Origin of the sequence: Streptomyces sp. 7N604 (genome assembly GCF_052245475.1) — a bacterium.
In the GTDB taxonomy this organism is placed as follows: Bacteria; Actinomycetota; Actinomycetes; order Streptomycetales; family Streptomycetaceae; genus Streptomyces.
Map to the genome: position 1 here is coordinate 18,668 of NZ_JBQQBX010000036.1, position 14,329 is coordinate 32,996.

Genomic DNA, 14,329 nt, shown 5'->3' on the forward strand with positions numbered 1-14,329 from the left:
GCCGCGACGCCCCTCACAGAGCCTGCGGGAAGTCGAAGACGCGCTCCGGGTCGTACTGCCGCTTCAGGCGCGTGAGACGGTGCGCGGCAGGCCCGTAGTACGCGCGCCGCCAGTCCTTCAGGGCCGGGTCCGTGTAGTTCTGGTAGGCCGCGCCGGAGGCGTGGCGGCGCATCGCCCGGTGCAGGTCGTTCAGCCACGCGGTCGCCGCCGAGCCGCTCCGCCCCGCCCGCCAGGCCGCCAAGTACTGGGCCAGCACGCGCGAGCGGCGGTGCACGAACGCCGTCGCCGTCGGCGCGACCCGGTTGATCGCCCCGCCCAGCGCCGTAAGCACGATCGTGCCGGAACCGGACCCGAGCTCGGGCCCAGCCCCAGCCTCAGGGCCCGGGCCGCTGCCGCCCGCCCTGCCGTAGCGCTCGACCCGGTCGATGAGGATCCGGATGCCCTCGGGGCCGAGCGGGCGGTCGTAGAAGTCCGAGCGCGAGGCGTACGTCTTGCGGACGAGGGAGCCCACTGGGCGGCGGCCCGGGGTGCTGCCGGGCAGATGGCACTGGTCGGCGGTGTACGACGCGCAGCCCGCGTACGCGTCCATCGCCTCCGGGTACGTGCTGCCGCGCAGCGAGACGGACGACGCGGAGGCGCCGACCCGGTCGGCCAGCCGGTCCACGGCGTTCTGCAGATCCCGGTACGCGCCGAGCGAGAAGGCGGAGACCGCGACCCGGGGCGACCCGCCCGCGACCGCCGCGAGGTGTACGGCCGACCAGATCTCGTCCGGCTGCTCCGGACCCCACTCCTGCCAGGCGCGGACGACGTCGGCGGCCTTGCCCCACGGCCAGTTCAGGCGCGCGGCGACGACGGCAGGCGGCCGGTGCGTACGGAAGCGGAGCTCGGTGACGACGCCGAAGTTGCCGTTGCCCGCGCCCCGCAGGGCCCAGAAGAGGTCGCGGTGGTCGGCCGCGTCGCAGCGCAGGGTGCGGCCGTCCGCCGTGACGAGGGTGGCGGCGAGCAGGCTGTCGCAGGTGAGCCCGTACGCGCGGGACACGACGCCATGGCCGCCGCCCAGGGTGAGCCCTGAAATGCCGACGGTGGGGCAGGTGCCGCCGGGGACGGTGACGCCGCGGGCGCCGAGGCGGGTGTAGATGTCGATGAGCTTGGCGCCGGCGCCGATGACGGCCTCCGCGCGGCCGGTGACGGCGACGCGGTCGAGCCGGGAGACGTCGATGACCAGGCGCCCGGTGCCGCTGGACCAACCGGCGTAGGAGTGGCCGCCGTTGCGGATGGCGACGGGGACGGCGTGGCGGCGGGCGAAGGCCAGGCACTCGGCGATGTCGGCGGTGCCGGAGACGTACGCGACGGCGGCGGGGCGCAGGTGGTCGAAGCGGGTGTTGTAGAGCCTGCGGGCGGAGGTGTAGTCGACGTCGCCGGGCCTGACGAGGCCGCCGCCGAGGCCGCGGGCGAGGGCGGACCAGTCGCCGGCGCGGGGGGCGTCGGCGGGCGTGCCGTGGCGGCCGGGGCGGTCGGAGCGCGGGCCGCGGGTGCGGCTGTGGTCGCGGTTGCCGTCGCGGGCACGGGAAGAGGCGGCCGCCTGGCCGGAGTCGCCGCTGCATCCGGCGAGCCAGGCCGCGGTGGCCGCGAATCCGGTCCCCGCCTGCAGAAGCGTGCGCCTGTCCATCCGAACCTCCAAACGACATCTGACGCACGGCCAGACCATGCTCGATGGACGTAGGTTCCCCCGCTCAGGGCGGCGATTTGCGGCACATCCGCAAGAACGGAATTCGTGTCATCACAGCTCGCGCGCGCAGGCCCAAAGCGGTTGAAGGACAGGCCAGTTCGGAATTGGCCCTCGCCCTGAGCCGAGCGTGGCACGGCCGGGCTCACCGGCTGACCGCATGCCCGGTGATCACGGTCGGCCCGGTTTCCTGTGGTGACGAGCTCGGCCTCACCCTCTCGTACGAGTCATACGAGGTGAGCGTGACCGGCAGGGGTCGGGGTCCGGCTCGGCAAGGGGGGCCGCGGTCGGGCGCCGTCCCCTCAGCGCTCCAGGTGCGCCGCCGCGTCCTCCCGCGCCTTGGCGCGGGCGCGGCGGGCCGGGCCGGTCCAGCCGCAGTTGCAGCGGGCGATACAGAAGGCACCCTGCTCGACAGTGCGCGTGCAGTGGCCCTCGCCGGGCTCGCTCGGTACTTCGGAGGCTTTCGGACGCACCAGTCCACCGTACCGGCCGTGACGGGCACCCCCGCCCGGTCGTTAAGCGGAACGAGCTTCGGGCCGGGGTCGCTCCGGCTGGTCTTTCAGGGGGTTCGCGGGCGATGGCGATGGTGGTGCAGCGGCACGGACGGAAAGGCGGCGCCGTTGCCGCCGCCGTGGGCAGCCTGGCAGTGGGCCTGCTGGCCACCGGCTGTTCCGGGATGGGGGCCGCGGCCGACGAGCGCGGCAGCGTCGACGACGCGACCGCCGCGGCCGTCGTGCACCGGGCCGCAGACGTCCTGGAACGCTTCGGCAGCTCCCGGGCGCGTACGTCCATGGAGACGGCGACCGGCGGCACCCGGGTCACCATCCGTGGCCAGGGCGCGTTCGACTACACCAGACGGATCGGCCGGCTCGTCGTCGTGCTGCCGAAGGACGCCGCGGGCGCGCCGGAGCACCAGCCGGTGACCGAACTCCTCGCCCCCGGCGCCCTGTATATGAAGGACCGCGGCGCGGGCGTGCCGCCCGACAAGTGGGTGCGGGTGGACACGACCGGCCTCGCCGACGGGAACCTGGTCACGGGCGGGGCGACCGACCCGCTGTCCGCGGCGGAACTGCTGCGCGGGGCGCGGGACGTGAGGTACGCGGGCGAGGCGAAGGCCCCGGAGGACGGGGTGACCGTCCGGCACTACCGGGGGACGACGGACATCGGGCGCGCTGCCCGGGCCGCCTCGCCGCACGCGCGCGGGGCACTCACGGCCGCCGCGAAGGGCTTCTCGAAGGACGCCGTACCGTTCGATGCGTATCTCGACGAGCAGGGGCGCCTGCGGAAGGTCCGCCATCGCTTCACCTTCTCCAACGGCAGCGACGCGACGGCGACCGAGGTCGTGTCGACGACCGTGCTGTACGGGTTCGGGAGCGGCGTGAACGTCGACCTGCCGCCGGAGCGCGACATCTACGCAGGCAAGATCGCCGTCCCGGAGTCATAGCGGACAGCCGGGACAACGGGCCCCAACGGGCCCGTGGAAATGGTCCGTCCGTGCCATGCGCGCACTGTGGCCGGTTCCCTACGCTGGGCTCTACACGCACAGCGGTATTCAACGCAAGAGGCAGCACGTAAGGAAACGCAGTCAGGCGCTGCAGACGGCGCTCGCGACGAGGAGGTGACGCACGTGCCTGTGCCCAGCGGCTCCGCGGTCCAGGACCACGTGGCCCTCGCAGAGATCGAGCTGTGCGGCGAGTTGATGATCGCGGCGTCGGCCGCGGACGGGGAACGGCTCAGCCCGGCCCGTATCGACGAAGTGCTCAGGGTCACGGCGGACCGCGCCGAGGAGCACGGCTAGGTGGACGCCCGGGGCGCCGGGGACTCGGGGAACATCGAGGGCGGCTGACTGGCTGGAAATCGCCGCATCAGGTGCGCAGCAGGCGGGCGATCGCGGCTGTGGCCTCCGCCACCTTCGCGTCGATCTCCTCGCCGCCCTCGACGGCCCCCTGAGCGGAGCTCTCCATGGCTGCACTCGCGACGCAGTGCCGCAGGTGCTCCTCCAGCAGCTGCAGGGCGAAGGACTGCAGTGCCTTCGTACTGGCCGAAACCTGCGTGAGTATGTCGATGCAGTAGACGTCCTCGTCGACCATCCGCTGGAGGCCGCGGATCTGGCCCTCGATCCGGCGCAGCCGCTTGAGGTGCTGGTCCTTGTCCTTGGTGTAGCCGTGCGGCCCGGTGCCCGTGGCGGGCCCGGAATCCGGGTTGTGGCAGGTCGCGGCCTCAGTGGTCGTCATGGGGTCCTCCGTCGTCCGCGGGCCGTGTGAGCCGTGCAACCGGGGTGAGCCGTGAAAAAGGAGTTACGCGCGTTTAGATACCCCTAGCGGGTATATCGTACCGAATTTCACGGTGCGTCCGGGGCCTGTGCCGGAGCACCCTGTCCGATGGGCGACACTGAAGGACAGCCGGTTAGCCGTGGCCGGATGATGCGCCTAGCATCACCCTGACCGAATCCGATGCATACCGAGGAACCCACGTGCGCTTTCGTCTGACCCCCAGGGAGACGAGCTTCTACGACATGTTCGCCGCGTCCGCGGACAACATCGTCACAGGCTCCAAGCTCCTCATGGAACTGCTCGGAGCGGACGCCTCTGCCCGGGCCGAGATTGCCGACCGGATGCGGGCAGCGGAGCACGCGGGGGACGACGCCACTCACGCGATCTTCCACCAGCTCAACTCCTCCTTCATCACGCCGTTCGACCGCGAGGACATCTACTCCCTGGCCTCGTCCCTGGACGACATCATGGACTTCATGGAGGAGGCCGTCGACCTGGTCGTCCTCTACAAGGTCGAGGAGCTGCCGAAGGGCGTGGACCAGCTGATCGAGGTCCTGGCGCGGGCGGCGGAGCTGACCGCCGAGGCCATGCCGCACCTGCGGACGATGGAGAACCTCACCGAGTACTGGATCGAGGTCAACCGGCTCGAGAACCAGGCCGACCAGATCCACCGCAAGCTCCTCGCGCACCTCTTCAACGGCAAGTACGACGCCATGGAGGTGCTCAAGCTCAAGCAGATCGTGGATGTGCTCGAGGAGGCGGCGGACGCCTTCGAGCACGTCGCGAACACGGTCGAGACCATCGCGGTCAAGGAGTCCTGAGCCCCGGCCATGGACACCTTCGCGCTTGTCGTGACCATCGGGGTCGCGCTCTTCTTCACGTACACCAACGGCTTCCACGACTCCGCGAACGCCATCGCGACCTCGGTCTCCACGCGGGCGCTGACCCCGCGGGCCGCGCTCGTCATGGCCGCGGTCATGAACCTCGCCGGCGCCTTCCTGGGCAGCGGGGTCGCCAAAACGGTCAGTGAAGGGCTGATCGAGACGCCGACCGGCCGGTCGGGGATGGGGATCCTGTTCGCCGCCCTCGTGGGGGCGATCGTCTGGAACCTGGTCACCTGGTACTTCGGCCTGCCGTCGTCTTCCAGCCACGCGCTCTTCGGCGGCATGGTAGGCGCGGCGCTCGCGGGCGGCACGGAGGTCATCTGGACGGGCGTGCTCGAGAAGGTCGTCATCCCGATGTTCGTCTCGCCCGTCGTGGGCCTGGGCCTCGGCTACCTGGTCATGCTCGCGATCATGTGGATCTTCCGCAGCGCCAACCCGCACAAGGCCAAGCGCGGCTTCCGCATAGCCCAGACCGTCTCGGCGGCGGGCATGGCGCTCGGCCATGGTCTGCAGGATGCCCAGAAGACGATGGGCATCGTGGTGATGGCCCTGGTCATCGCGGATGTGGAGGGTGCGGGCGACCCGATCCCGGTGTGGGTGAAGATCGCGTGTGCGGTGATGCTGTCGCTCGGGACGTACGCGGGCGGGTGGCGGATCATGCGGACGCTGGGGCGGCGGATCATCGAGCTGGACCCCCCGCAGGGGTTCGCCGCCGAGACGACGGCGGCGTCGGTGATGTACACGGCGTCGTTCATGTTCGGCGCGCCGATCTCGACGACGCATGTCATCACGTCGGCGATCATGGGCGTCGGCGCGACGAAGCGGGTGAACGCGGTGCGGTGGGGTGTCGCGAAGAACATCGTCGCGGGCTGGTTCATCACGATGCCCGCGGCGGCGGCGGTCGCCGCCCTGAGCTACTGGATCGTCAACCTGGCCTTCGGCTAACGACCTCTCCCCCACCCTCCCGCCCTTGCCAGGGGACTCCGCTCCCCGGCCCCGCACCACGTCGCGCTTCGCGCAACCGGCGCGAGGACACCCGCCGCGACGGCGGGCAACCCGGCGGTGGGGACCGGCGGTGCCGAGCCGCGAAAAACATTCTCAGCCCGTGGGTATCCGCCGCGACGCAGGAATCCAGCCGCGACGGCAGCCGCGACCAACCCCCGCCCGCCGCAGGCAAAGCGTGGACCCGCCCCCGGGAGCCAGGGGCGGGCCCTTCGTCTTGCGGTGGCACCGCCATGCAGCACCGCAGGACGCCTTTGCCACGCGGCGCGAAAGCCGCATGATGTCTCGCGTCAGCCGTGCCGGGCAGGGCCCGTCCCTTCGCGGAGCGGCCCGCCCGGCGAGGGCATGGTCAGCCGAAGCGGCCGGAGATGTAGTCCTCCGTCGCCTGCACGGACGGGTTGGAGAAGATCCGCTCGGTCTCGTCGATCTCGATGAGCTTGCCGGGCTGGCCCACCGCGGACAGGTTGAAGAAGGCCGTACGGTCCGAGACGCGCGCCGCCTGCTGCATGTTGTGCGTCACGATGACGATCGTGAAGCGCTCCTTCAGGTCGCCGATCAGGTCCTCGATGGCGAGGGTCGAGATCGGGTCGAGCGCGGAGCACGGCTCGTCCATGAGCAGGACCTGCGGCTCGACCGCTATCGCGCGGGCGATGCACAGCCGCTGCTGCTGGCCGCCGGAGAGGCCGGAGCCGGGCTTGTTCAGCCGGTCCTTGACCTCGTTCCAGAGGTTGGCGCCCTTCAGCGACTTCTCGACGATGCTGTCGAGCTCGCGCTTCTTGTACGAGCCGTTGAGCCGCAGACCCGCCGCCACGTTGTCGTAGATCGACATCGTCGGGAACGGGTTCGGCCGCTGGAAGACCATGCCGACCGTGCGGCGCACGGCGACGGGGTCGACGCCGGAGCCGTAGAGGTTCTCGTCGTCCAGCATCACCTTGCCCTCGACTCGGCCGCCGGGGGTGACCTCGTGCATCCGGTTCAGGGTGCGGAGGAAGGTGGACTTGCCGCAGCCGGACGGGCCGATGAAGGCCGTCACGGAGCGGGGCTCGACGGTCATCGAGATGTCCTCGATGGCCTTGTGATTGCCGTAGTACGCGGTGAGGCCGCTGACGTCGATGCGCTTGGCCATGTGAATCACTTCTCTTCTACGTGGCCGCGGTCAGCGACCGGTCTTCGGGGCCTTCCAGCGGGCGATGCCGCGGGCCACCAGGTTGAGGATCATGACGAACGCGATGAGGACGAGCGCCGCCGCCCATGCACGGTCGAAGGACTGCTCGGTGCCGAGCTTGTACTGCTCGTAGACGTACAGCGGGAGCGACGACTGCGCCCCGTTGAACGGATCGTTGTTGATGAACACGTTGCCGAACACCAGGAGCAGGACCGGGGCGGTCTCACCGGCGATGCGCGCCACGGCGAGCATGACACCCGTGGTGATACCGCCGATCGCGGTCGGCAGGACCACCTTGAGAATGGTGCGCCACTTCGGCACGCCCAGGGCGAGGGAGGCCTCACGCAGCTCGTTCGGGACGAGCTTGAGCATCTCCTCGGTGGAGCGCACGACGATCGGCATCATCAGGATCGCCAGGGCCAGGGCGCCGGCGAAGCCGGAGAAGCCCATCTGGAAGGTCAGCACCCAGGTGGACAGGATGAACAGACCCGCGACGATCGACGGGATGCCCGTCATGACGTCGACGAAGAAGGTGACGGCCTTGGCCAGCTTCCCGCGCCCGTACTCGACCAGGTAGATCGCCGTGAACAGGCCGATCGGGGCGGCGATCAGGGTCGCGATCCCGACCTGCTCCAGGGTGCCGATGATGGCGTGGTAGACGCCGCCGCCCAGGTCGGTGCTGCCGAGCCCGGCCATGGAGTGGCTGAGGAAGGCACTGTCCAGGACCTTCGCGCCGCGCGCGATGGTGACCCAGGAGAGCGAGACCAGCGGGACGATGGCCAGGATGAAGCAGACCCAGACGAGGCTGGTGGCCACGCGGTCCTTGGCCTGCCGCTTGCCCTCGACGCTGCTGGTGATCACGTACGAGCCGAGGACGAACAGCAGCGCGGAGATCAGGCCCCACTGGACCTTGCTGTGCCAGCCGGCCCCGATGCCGATGCCGACGCCCGCGGCGATCGAGCCCATGGCGATGGCGAACGGGGCCCAGCGCGGCATGCGCCGGTGAGCGAGGCTGGCCGGGCTCGGGGCGCCGGCGACCGGGGGCTTGTCGATGACGGCGTTGCTCATGCGTTGGCCCCCGAGTACTCCTTGCGGCGGGCGATGATCAGGCGGGCCGCGCCGTTGACCAGCAGCGTGATGACGAAGAGCACCAGACCGGAGGCGATCAGCGCGTCACGGCCGTACTCGTTCGCCTCGCTGAACTTCGCGGCGATGTTCTGGGCGAACGTGCCGCCGCCCGGGTCCAGCAGATGGCCGGAGAAGAGGAAGCTCGGGGAGAGCACGGTGGCCACGGCCATCGTCTCGCCGAGCGCCCGGCCGAGGCCGAGCATCGAGGCGCTGATGATGCCGGAGCGGCCGAAGGGCAGCACCGACATGCGGATGACCTCCCAGCGCGTGGCGCCGAGGGCCAGGGCCGCCTCCTCGTGCATCTTCGGCACCTGGAGGAAGACCTCGCGGGTGACGTTGGTGATGATCGGCAGGATCATCACGGCGAGCAGGATGCCGACGGTGAAGAGCGAGCGGGCCGGGCCCGCGCCCTCCTTGTCGAAGATGTACGTCCAGCCCAGGAACTCGTTCAGCCAGCTGTTCAGGCCGCCGAGGTACGGAACGAGGACGAGCGCGCCCCAGAGGCCGTAGATGATGCTGGGGACGGCGGCGAGCAGGTCGATGACGTACGCCAGCGGCGTGGCCAGCCTGCGCGGCGCGTAGTGGGAGACGAACAGCGCGATGCCGACCGCGATGGGGACGGCGATGACCATGGCGATGATCGAGCTCACGACCGTGCCGTGGGCCAGGATCGCGATGCCGAACTCCGGCGGGCTCCCCGCCGGGTTCCACTCGAAGGCGGTGAGGAAGTTCGCCTGGTCCTTCGAGATGGCCAGATATGCGCGGTAGGTGAGGAAAACCGCGATGGCCGCCATGATCACCAGCAGCAGGATGCCGGACCCGCGGGAGAGGCTGAGGAAGACCTTGTCTCCGGGGCGGTTCGCCTTGCCCTTGGGGACGGACGGTGATGGTGGTGGCGGTGCGGTTGCGGTGGAGGTTGTATCCATGATTGCTCCGGTCTGATGGGGTCTTGTCCCCTTGTGAGGGGCCCCTGGCGGCGGTGCACCGGATGGTGGTGACCTCGGACGGACGGCCCCGCCCTGCTATGGCTGGGCGGGGCCGGACGCCGGGGTCAGGAGAGAGTCGGGATGGTCTCGCGGACCTTGGCGGCGATCTCGGCGGGGAGCGGCGCGTAGCCCTCCTCGGTCAGGATCTTCTGGCCGTCCTCGCTGGAGGTGTAGGTGAAGAAGGACTTCACCGCATCGAGGGTTTCTGCCTTGTTGCCCTTGTCGCAGGCGATCTCGTAGGTGACCAGGATGATCGGGTAGGCACCCTCGGCCTTGGTCTTGTAGTCGAGCTCGAGGGCGAGGTCCTTGTCCTTGCCGACGACCTTGGCGGCCGCGATGGCCTTGGAGGCGTTCTCGGAGGTGGCCTCGACGGGCTGGGCAGCGCCGGTGTCGACCTTCACGGTGCTGATGTCCTGCGAGGTGGCGTACGACAGCTCGAAGTAGCCGATGGAGCCGTCGGTCTGCTTGACCTGCGAGGCGACACCCGAGGAGCCGTTGGCGGACTGGCCGCCCTTGGCCGGCCAGGACTTCTCGTCCTCGTACTTCCAGTCACTCGCGGCGGAACCGCCCAGGTACTTGCCCAGGTTCTGGGTCGTACCGGACTCGTCGGAGCGGTGGAAGGCCTGGATCTCGGTGGCCGGCAGCTTGGCGTCCGGGTTCAGCTTCTTGATCGCCGGGTCGTTCCACTTCTTGATCTTCGAGTCGAAGATCTTGGCGATCGTCGGGGCGTCGAGGACCAGGTCGTCCACGCCGGCGACGTTGTAGCCGATGGCGATCGGACCGCCGAGCATCGGGAGGTTGATGCCCTGGCCGCCCTTGCAGATCTTCTTGGACTCGGTGACCTCCTCCGGCTTCAGCGCGGAGTCGGAGCCCGCGAAGGCGGTCGAGCCCTGGAGGAACTCGGTGATGCCACCGCCGGAGCCGATGTCCTTGTAGTTGATCTGCGTTTCCTTGCAGGCCGAGGTGTAGTTCTGGATCCAGGCGTCAATGGCGTTCTTCTGTGCCGAGGAGCCGGAGGCCAGCAGCTGCCCCTCGCCGTCACACTTGATGTTGCCGGCGGCCGCCGTGTCGGCCTTGCCGCCTTCCTTGGTGTTGTCGTCCGAGCCGCAGGCGGTGAGGACGAGTGCACCGGACACTGCGACCGCGCCGACGGTCAGGGCGCGGAGACCGCGGCCGTTCTTACGCTGAAGCTTCACCTTCGAAGGTTCCTTCCTGGGCCCGCCGGCGGACGGCGAAGCAGACGAGGGTTTGTTTCTGCTATCCACCGGCGGCGTGCGCCCACCGGTACGGCTGAAATTAGGCAGATCAGGTGAAGCGATCGACGGGTGCAAGTGAACGCAAGGTGAACCTCGACCGTCGGTGCGGCGACACGGCGTGTCCGAAAGCAGCTGTATGCCTCTTCTGGATTATGGAGAGGCATGGCACCATCCGCGCCTGGATAGGAACTAGCCAGTAACCAGTGACCAGGTGGGGCGACGTGGGAGGCGGCCGGTGAATCGGCAGGGGGGCAGGGGCGTGAGCAGGGGGATACGGGTCATGACGGCGACGGCGCTGGTATGCGCCGTGAGTGCGCTGATCGTGCCAGGAGCGGCAGGAGTGGCGTACGCGGCACCCCTCGAGCCGAGGCCGAAGCCCGGAGCGGACCGGAGCCTGGAGGAGGTCCGCAAGGAGATCGACGGGCTGTACCGGAAGGCCGAGGCCGCCACGGACGCGTACAACGCGGCCCGCAGCGCCTCCGAGAAGCAGTCACGGCAGATCGTCCGGATCGCCAAGGACATCGTCGAGGCGCAGAAGAGGATGGACCGCCTGAAGAACCAGGCGGGCGCCCTGGCCCGCGCCCAGTACCGGGCCGGCAGCCTCCCCGACGAGGCGCAGCTCCTGCTGAAGAACGAGCCCGAGGACTTCTTCCGCGGCGCCGACCTGGCCCGCAAGGGCCAGCAGGCCACCAAGGGTCTGATGACCGCCCTGGCCCGCACCCAGCGCGACCTGGACGGTTACGCGAGGTCGGCGAACGAGCAGTGGCGGAAGCTCGAGGAGAACCGCAAGAAGAAGGCCGCCGCGAAGAAGGAGATCAAGGACCGGCTCGCGGACGCGAAGAAGGTGGAGAGCCGGCTCGCGAAGGAGGAGCTGGAGCGGCTGCGCGAGCTGGAGGACGAGGCCGCCCGCAAGGCGCAGGCCAGGTGGCTCGGCTCCGGAGTGCTGGACGAGATCGGCGGCAGGGCCTCGAAACAGGGCAAGAAGGCCATCGCGTTCGCGACGAAGCAGATCGGCAAGGACTACGTGTGGGGGGCCGAGGGCCCGGACACGTACGACTGCTCGGGGCTGACCTCACAGGCGTGGCTGGCCGCGGGCCGGGCCATTCCGCGGACCTCGCAGGAGCAGTGGAGGCAGCTGCCCCGGGTGGACATCGAGGACATGCGTCCCGGCGACCTGATCATCTATCACGACGACGCGAGCCATGTGGGGATGTACGTCGGGGATGGCGCGATCGTGCACGCTCCTCGGCCGGGGCGGCAGGTGACTCTCGCGGGTGCGGGGTCGATGCGGATCCTGGGAGTCGTACGTCCCGACAAGTAGCGCCCGTTGGCGCCGTGAGAGGTCATCGGGGCAGCCGCGAGGGTACGTGACGGGCTGTCAATGCGCTTGCTGCAAGCCCTTCCACACCTCCGCGAAGGCGTCGTAGGCCTCCTGCCCGAAGAGTACGAAACGCGCCTCCGTGACTGTCCTGGTGTCCGTGTCGCGGACGGTGGTGAGGGCGATGCGCGCGGCGTCGCGGAGCGGCCAGCGGTAGACGCCCGTCGAGATGGCGGGGAATGCGACCGTGCGTGCGCCCAGCTCGTCGGCGACGCGCAGGGACTCGCGGTAGCAGGAGGCGAGCGTGGCGGAGCGGTCCTCGGTGTCCGACCAGACCGGGCCCACGGTGTGGATCACCCAGCCGGCGGGCAGCCGTCCGGCCGTCGTGGCCACCGCCTGGCCCGCCGGGAGTCCGCCGCCGTACTGCGCTGCGCGCAGCGCCCTGCACTCCTCCAGGATCTCGGGCCCGCCCCTGCGGTGAATGGCGCCGTCGACGCCGCCCCCGCCGAGCAGCGAGGAGTTCGCGGCGTTCACCACGGCATCGACCGACTGGTCCGTGATGTCGCCCAAGGTCAGCGTGATGTTCGTCATTCCCCGATTGTCTCGCTTCCGGCCAAAAGCCCAGTACGGAGCGGCATATGACTCTGGCGGTTCGCCGTACGCCATTCCACTCCGGTGCGCCGGACCGCTATGGTCGCCTGTCAGCGGCCTGCCGCCAGGCGGTCGCTGTGCCCTCGGGGGGAGGGAAGGAAGCAGATCAATGCCCGTACCAGTACCGCAGCAGGGGGAGGCCCTGGCTGCGGGAGGTGCTTCGGCTGATGTCCCGGCGCGTGCCGGGACTGCGCGGCCGGTGGTGCCGCAGCAAGCCGGTCCGGTGGACGGCACCGCGCCGGACGGCACATCCATAGCCGGGCCCGGGCCCGCGCCCGCCGGTGAGGCGGCGAACGGCCCCGGGCTGACGCTGCTGGTGATCGAGGACCACCCGGCCATCCCTCTCAACCTCCCGCAGATGCTGGACTCCGAGGGCAAGCGGGTCCGCGTCCGCACGGCCCGCAACCTCACCGAGGCGGAGCGCCTGCTCACCGACGACGTGCACTGCATCCTGCTCGACCTCGCCCTGGAGGTCCCCGGCAAGGAGGGGACGGGCGAGGGTGACGAGCTCGACACGCTCCGGCATGTGCTGCGGCTGGCGCCCAGCCACGCCGTGCTCGCGCTGACCGCCGAGGCGGACGCGGAGCGGGGCGCCGAGGCCGTACGGGTCGGGGCCCAGGACTACCTCTTCCGCAACGAGCTGGACGGCCAGCTGCTGAACCGGGCCATCCGCTATGCCGTCGAGCGCAAGCGCGCCGACGTGGCGCACCGCCAGCTAACAGAATCGGTTCTGCGCAGCCAGGAGAACTCCCGGCTGGAACGCGGTCTGCTGCCCAGGCCGCTGCTGGACGGCTCCGAGCTGCGGTTCGCCGCCCGCTACCGTCCCGGCCGGAGCCGGGCGCTGCTGGGCGGCGACTTCTACGACACGGTGCGCACGCCGGACGGCACGGTGCACGCGATGATCGGCGACGTGTGCGGGCACGGCCCCGACGAGGCCGCCCTCGGCGTCGAGCTGCGGATCGCCTGGCGTGCGCTGACCTTCGCCGGGCTGTGCGGCGACCAGCTGCTCGGCACGCTGCAGAAGGTGCTGGAGAACGAGCGCTCCGACGAGGAGATCTTCGCCACGCTGTGCACCGTCGACATCGCGCCGGACGGCGGGCGGGCCGGGCTGTGCCTGGCCGGTCACCCCGCGCCGCTGGTGATGCGACCGGGGCACGGGCCGCAGCTGCTGCCGTACGAGGACGGGGGCCCGGCGCTCGGGCTGCTGCCGCGCGCCCGCTGGCCGCGGCTCCAGGTGGAGCTGGGCCGCGACTGGAGCCTGATGATGTACACCGACGGCCTGATCGAGGGCCGGATCGGGAAGGGCACCCAGCGGCTGGGCCAGGAGGGCATGGTCGAGATGGTCGGTCGGCAGCTGGCCGCGGGACTGCGCGGCGAGGGGTTGCTGGACGCGGCTCTGGCGGAGGCGCGCTCGCTCAACGGCGGGGAGCTGAACGACGACGTGGCGGTGCTGCTGCTCGACCGCGGGCAGGGGTGAACGGGCAGGGATGAGGCGGTGTAGCGGGGCCGTACGCACCGGCCCGGCCGCCTGAGCCGCTGCTAACGACCGCCGTTGAAGGGGCCGTAGGGACCGTCGGAGCTGCTGCCGCGGCGCCGGCCGCCCCGGCCGCCGCCGGAGATCGCCTTGACCGCGGGCCGGACGTCGACCACGTAGACGATGGCCGCGATCAGCCCGATGATCACGAGGAAGAACAGCCCGACCGGGATCAGGTTCACCACGACCGCGAGGCCGAGGATGATCAGCCAGAACGGCTTGGTCTGCTTGTCCGCGGCGCGGTAGGCGTCCTCGCGCCGGAATGCGGCATCGCCGAAGGCGAAGACCGTGAAGAGCAGAATGCCCAGGTAGACCCAGCTCAGTAGGTCGTGAAACCCCTGCACCAACACGCCGTACACCACCTAGAGAGTCTGTGAGCCGACCGGGCGAGCGTTGTCCCGCCCGC

The 14,329-nt window shown here is 70.3% G+C and carries 15 protein-coding genes; 6 read left to right on the plus strand and 9 right to left on the minus strand.

The features are described from left to right. Positions 1 to 13: 13 nt before the first annotated feature. A complete protein-coding gene (locus tag ACTWP8_RS31720; RefSeq protein ID WP_443325530.1) occupies positions 14 to 1,669 on the minus strand; it encodes an FAD-binding oxidoreductase in 1,656 nt (551 codons plus the stop codon). Positions 1,670 to 2,028: 359 nt separating this feature from the next. Then, on the minus strand, positions 2,029 to 2,199 hold the full coding sequence (locus ACTWP8_RS31725) for a hypothetical protein (protein WP_443325531.1): 171 nt from the start codon (positions 2,197 to 2,199) through the stop codon (positions 2,029 to 2,031). A gap of 110 nt (positions 2,200 to 2,309) precedes the next feature. Between ACTWP8_RS31725 and ACTWP8_RS31730 the strand changes: the two genes are divergently transcribed. Beyond that, positions 2,310 to 3,170 carry a hypothetical protein gene (locus tag ACTWP8_RS31730; protein ID WP_443325583.1) on the plus strand — a complete coding sequence of 287 codons (861 nt, stop codon included), beginning with the start codon at positions 2,310 to 2,312 and terminating at the stop codon, positions 3,168 to 3,170. Positions 3,171 to 3,353: 183 nt separating this feature from the next. After that, positions 3,354 to 3,524 carry a hypothetical protein gene (locus ACTWP8_RS31735; protein WP_443318210.1) on the plus strand — a complete coding sequence of 57 codons (171 nt, stop codon included), beginning with the start codon at positions 3,354 to 3,356 and terminating at the stop codon, positions 3,522 to 3,524. 67 nt (positions 3,525 to 3,591) lie between these two features. Here ACTWP8_RS31735 and ACTWP8_RS31740 read toward each other — a convergent pair whose 3' ends face one another. Then, complete coding sequence (locus ACTWP8_RS31740; protein WP_443318209.1) at positions 3,592 to 3,960, minus strand: metal-sensitive transcriptional regulator; 369 nt, start codon at positions 3,958 to 3,960, stop codon at positions 3,592 to 3,594. 239 nt (positions 3,961 to 4,199) lie between these two features. On the opposite strand from ACTWP8_RS31740, the gene ACTWP8_RS31745 reads away from it, so the two are divergent. Together ACTWP8_RS31745 and ACTWP8_RS31750 are read left to right on the plus strand one after the other, a co-directional pair. Beyond that, positions 4,200 to 4,820, plus strand: coding sequence for a DUF47 domain-containing protein (locus ACTWP8_RS31745; protein ID WP_443325532.1), 621 nt, complete (start codon positions 4,200 to 4,202; stop codon positions 4,818 to 4,820). A 9-nt stretch (positions 4,821 to 4,829) separates the two neighbouring features. Continuing rightward, the gene (locus ACTWP8_RS31750; protein ID WP_443325533.1) at positions 4,830 to 5,828 is read left to right on the plus strand and encodes an inorganic phosphate transporter; all 999 of its coding nucleotides are present in this window, start codon (positions 4,830 to 4,832) and stop codon (positions 5,826 to 5,828) included. A gap of 406 nt (positions 5,829 to 6,234) precedes the next feature. Here ACTWP8_RS31750 and pstB read toward each other — a convergent pair whose 3' ends face one another. From pstB to pstS, 4 genes are all read right to left on the minus strand, one after another. Next, positions 6,235 to 7,011 carry a phosphate ABC transporter ATP-binding protein PstB gene (pstB, locus tag ACTWP8_RS31755; RefSeq protein ID WP_443318206.1) on the minus strand — a complete coding sequence of 259 codons (777 nt, stop codon included), beginning with the start codon at positions 7,009 to 7,011 and terminating at the stop codon, positions 6,235 to 6,237. A 30-nt stretch (positions 7,012 to 7,041) separates the two neighbouring features. Continuing rightward, positions 7,042 to 8,118, minus strand: coding sequence for a phosphate ABC transporter permease PstA (gene pstA, locus ACTWP8_RS31760; RefSeq protein ID WP_443325534.1), 1,077 nt, complete (start codon positions 8,116 to 8,118; stop codon positions 7,042 to 7,044). Continuing rightward, the gene (gene pstC / locus ACTWP8_RS31765) at positions 8,115 to 9,104 is read right to left on the minus strand and encodes a phosphate ABC transporter permease subunit PstC (RefSeq protein ID WP_443325535.1); all 990 of its coding nucleotides are present in this window, start codon (positions 9,102 to 9,104) and stop codon (positions 8,115 to 8,117) included. Before pstC ends, pstA begins: the two co-directional genes overlap by 4 nt. Positions 9,105 to 9,229: 125 nt before the next feature. Continuing rightward, positions 9,230 to 10,360 (minus strand): phosphate ABC transporter substrate-binding protein PstS, encoded by a 1,131-nt coding sequence (gene pstS, locus ACTWP8_RS31770; protein WP_443325536.1) that lies wholly within the window; start codon positions 10,358 to 10,360, stop codon positions 9,230 to 9,232. 340 nt (positions 10,361 to 10,700) lie between these two features. Between pstS and ACTWP8_RS31775 the strand changes: the two genes are divergently transcribed. Beyond that, positions 10,701 to 11,741: an NlpC/P60 family protein gene (locus tag ACTWP8_RS31775; protein WP_443325537.1), complete on the plus strand. Its 1,041-nt coding sequence runs from the start codon at positions 10,701 to 10,703 to the stop codon at positions 11,739 to 11,741. A 57-nt stretch (positions 11,742 to 11,798) separates the two neighbouring features. On the opposite strand, the gene ACTWP8_RS31780 is transcribed toward ACTWP8_RS31775, so the two are convergent. Further along, the gene (locus ACTWP8_RS31780; RefSeq protein ID WP_443325538.1) at positions 11,799 to 12,329 is read right to left on the minus strand and encodes an O-acetyl-ADP-ribose deacetylase; all 531 of its coding nucleotides are present in this window, start codon (positions 12,327 to 12,329) and stop codon (positions 11,799 to 11,801) included. A gap of 169 nt (positions 12,330 to 12,498) precedes the next feature. Here ACTWP8_RS31780 and ACTWP8_RS31785 point away from each other — a divergent pair, with 169 nt between their 5' ends. After that, on the plus strand, positions 12,499 to 13,866 hold the full coding sequence (locus ACTWP8_RS31785; RefSeq protein ID WP_443325539.1) for a PP2C family protein-serine/threonine phosphatase: 1,368 nt from the start codon (positions 12,499 to 12,501) through the stop codon (positions 13,864 to 13,866). Positions 13,867 to 13,928: 62 nt separating this feature from the next. On the opposite strand, the gene ACTWP8_RS31790 is transcribed toward ACTWP8_RS31785, so the two are convergent. Next, complete coding sequence (locus tag ACTWP8_RS31790; RefSeq protein ID WP_443325584.1) at positions 13,929 to 14,273, minus strand: DUF2516 family protein; 345 nt, start codon at positions 14,271 to 14,273, stop codon at positions 13,929 to 13,931. Positions 14,274 to 14,329 lie beyond the last annotated feature (56 nt).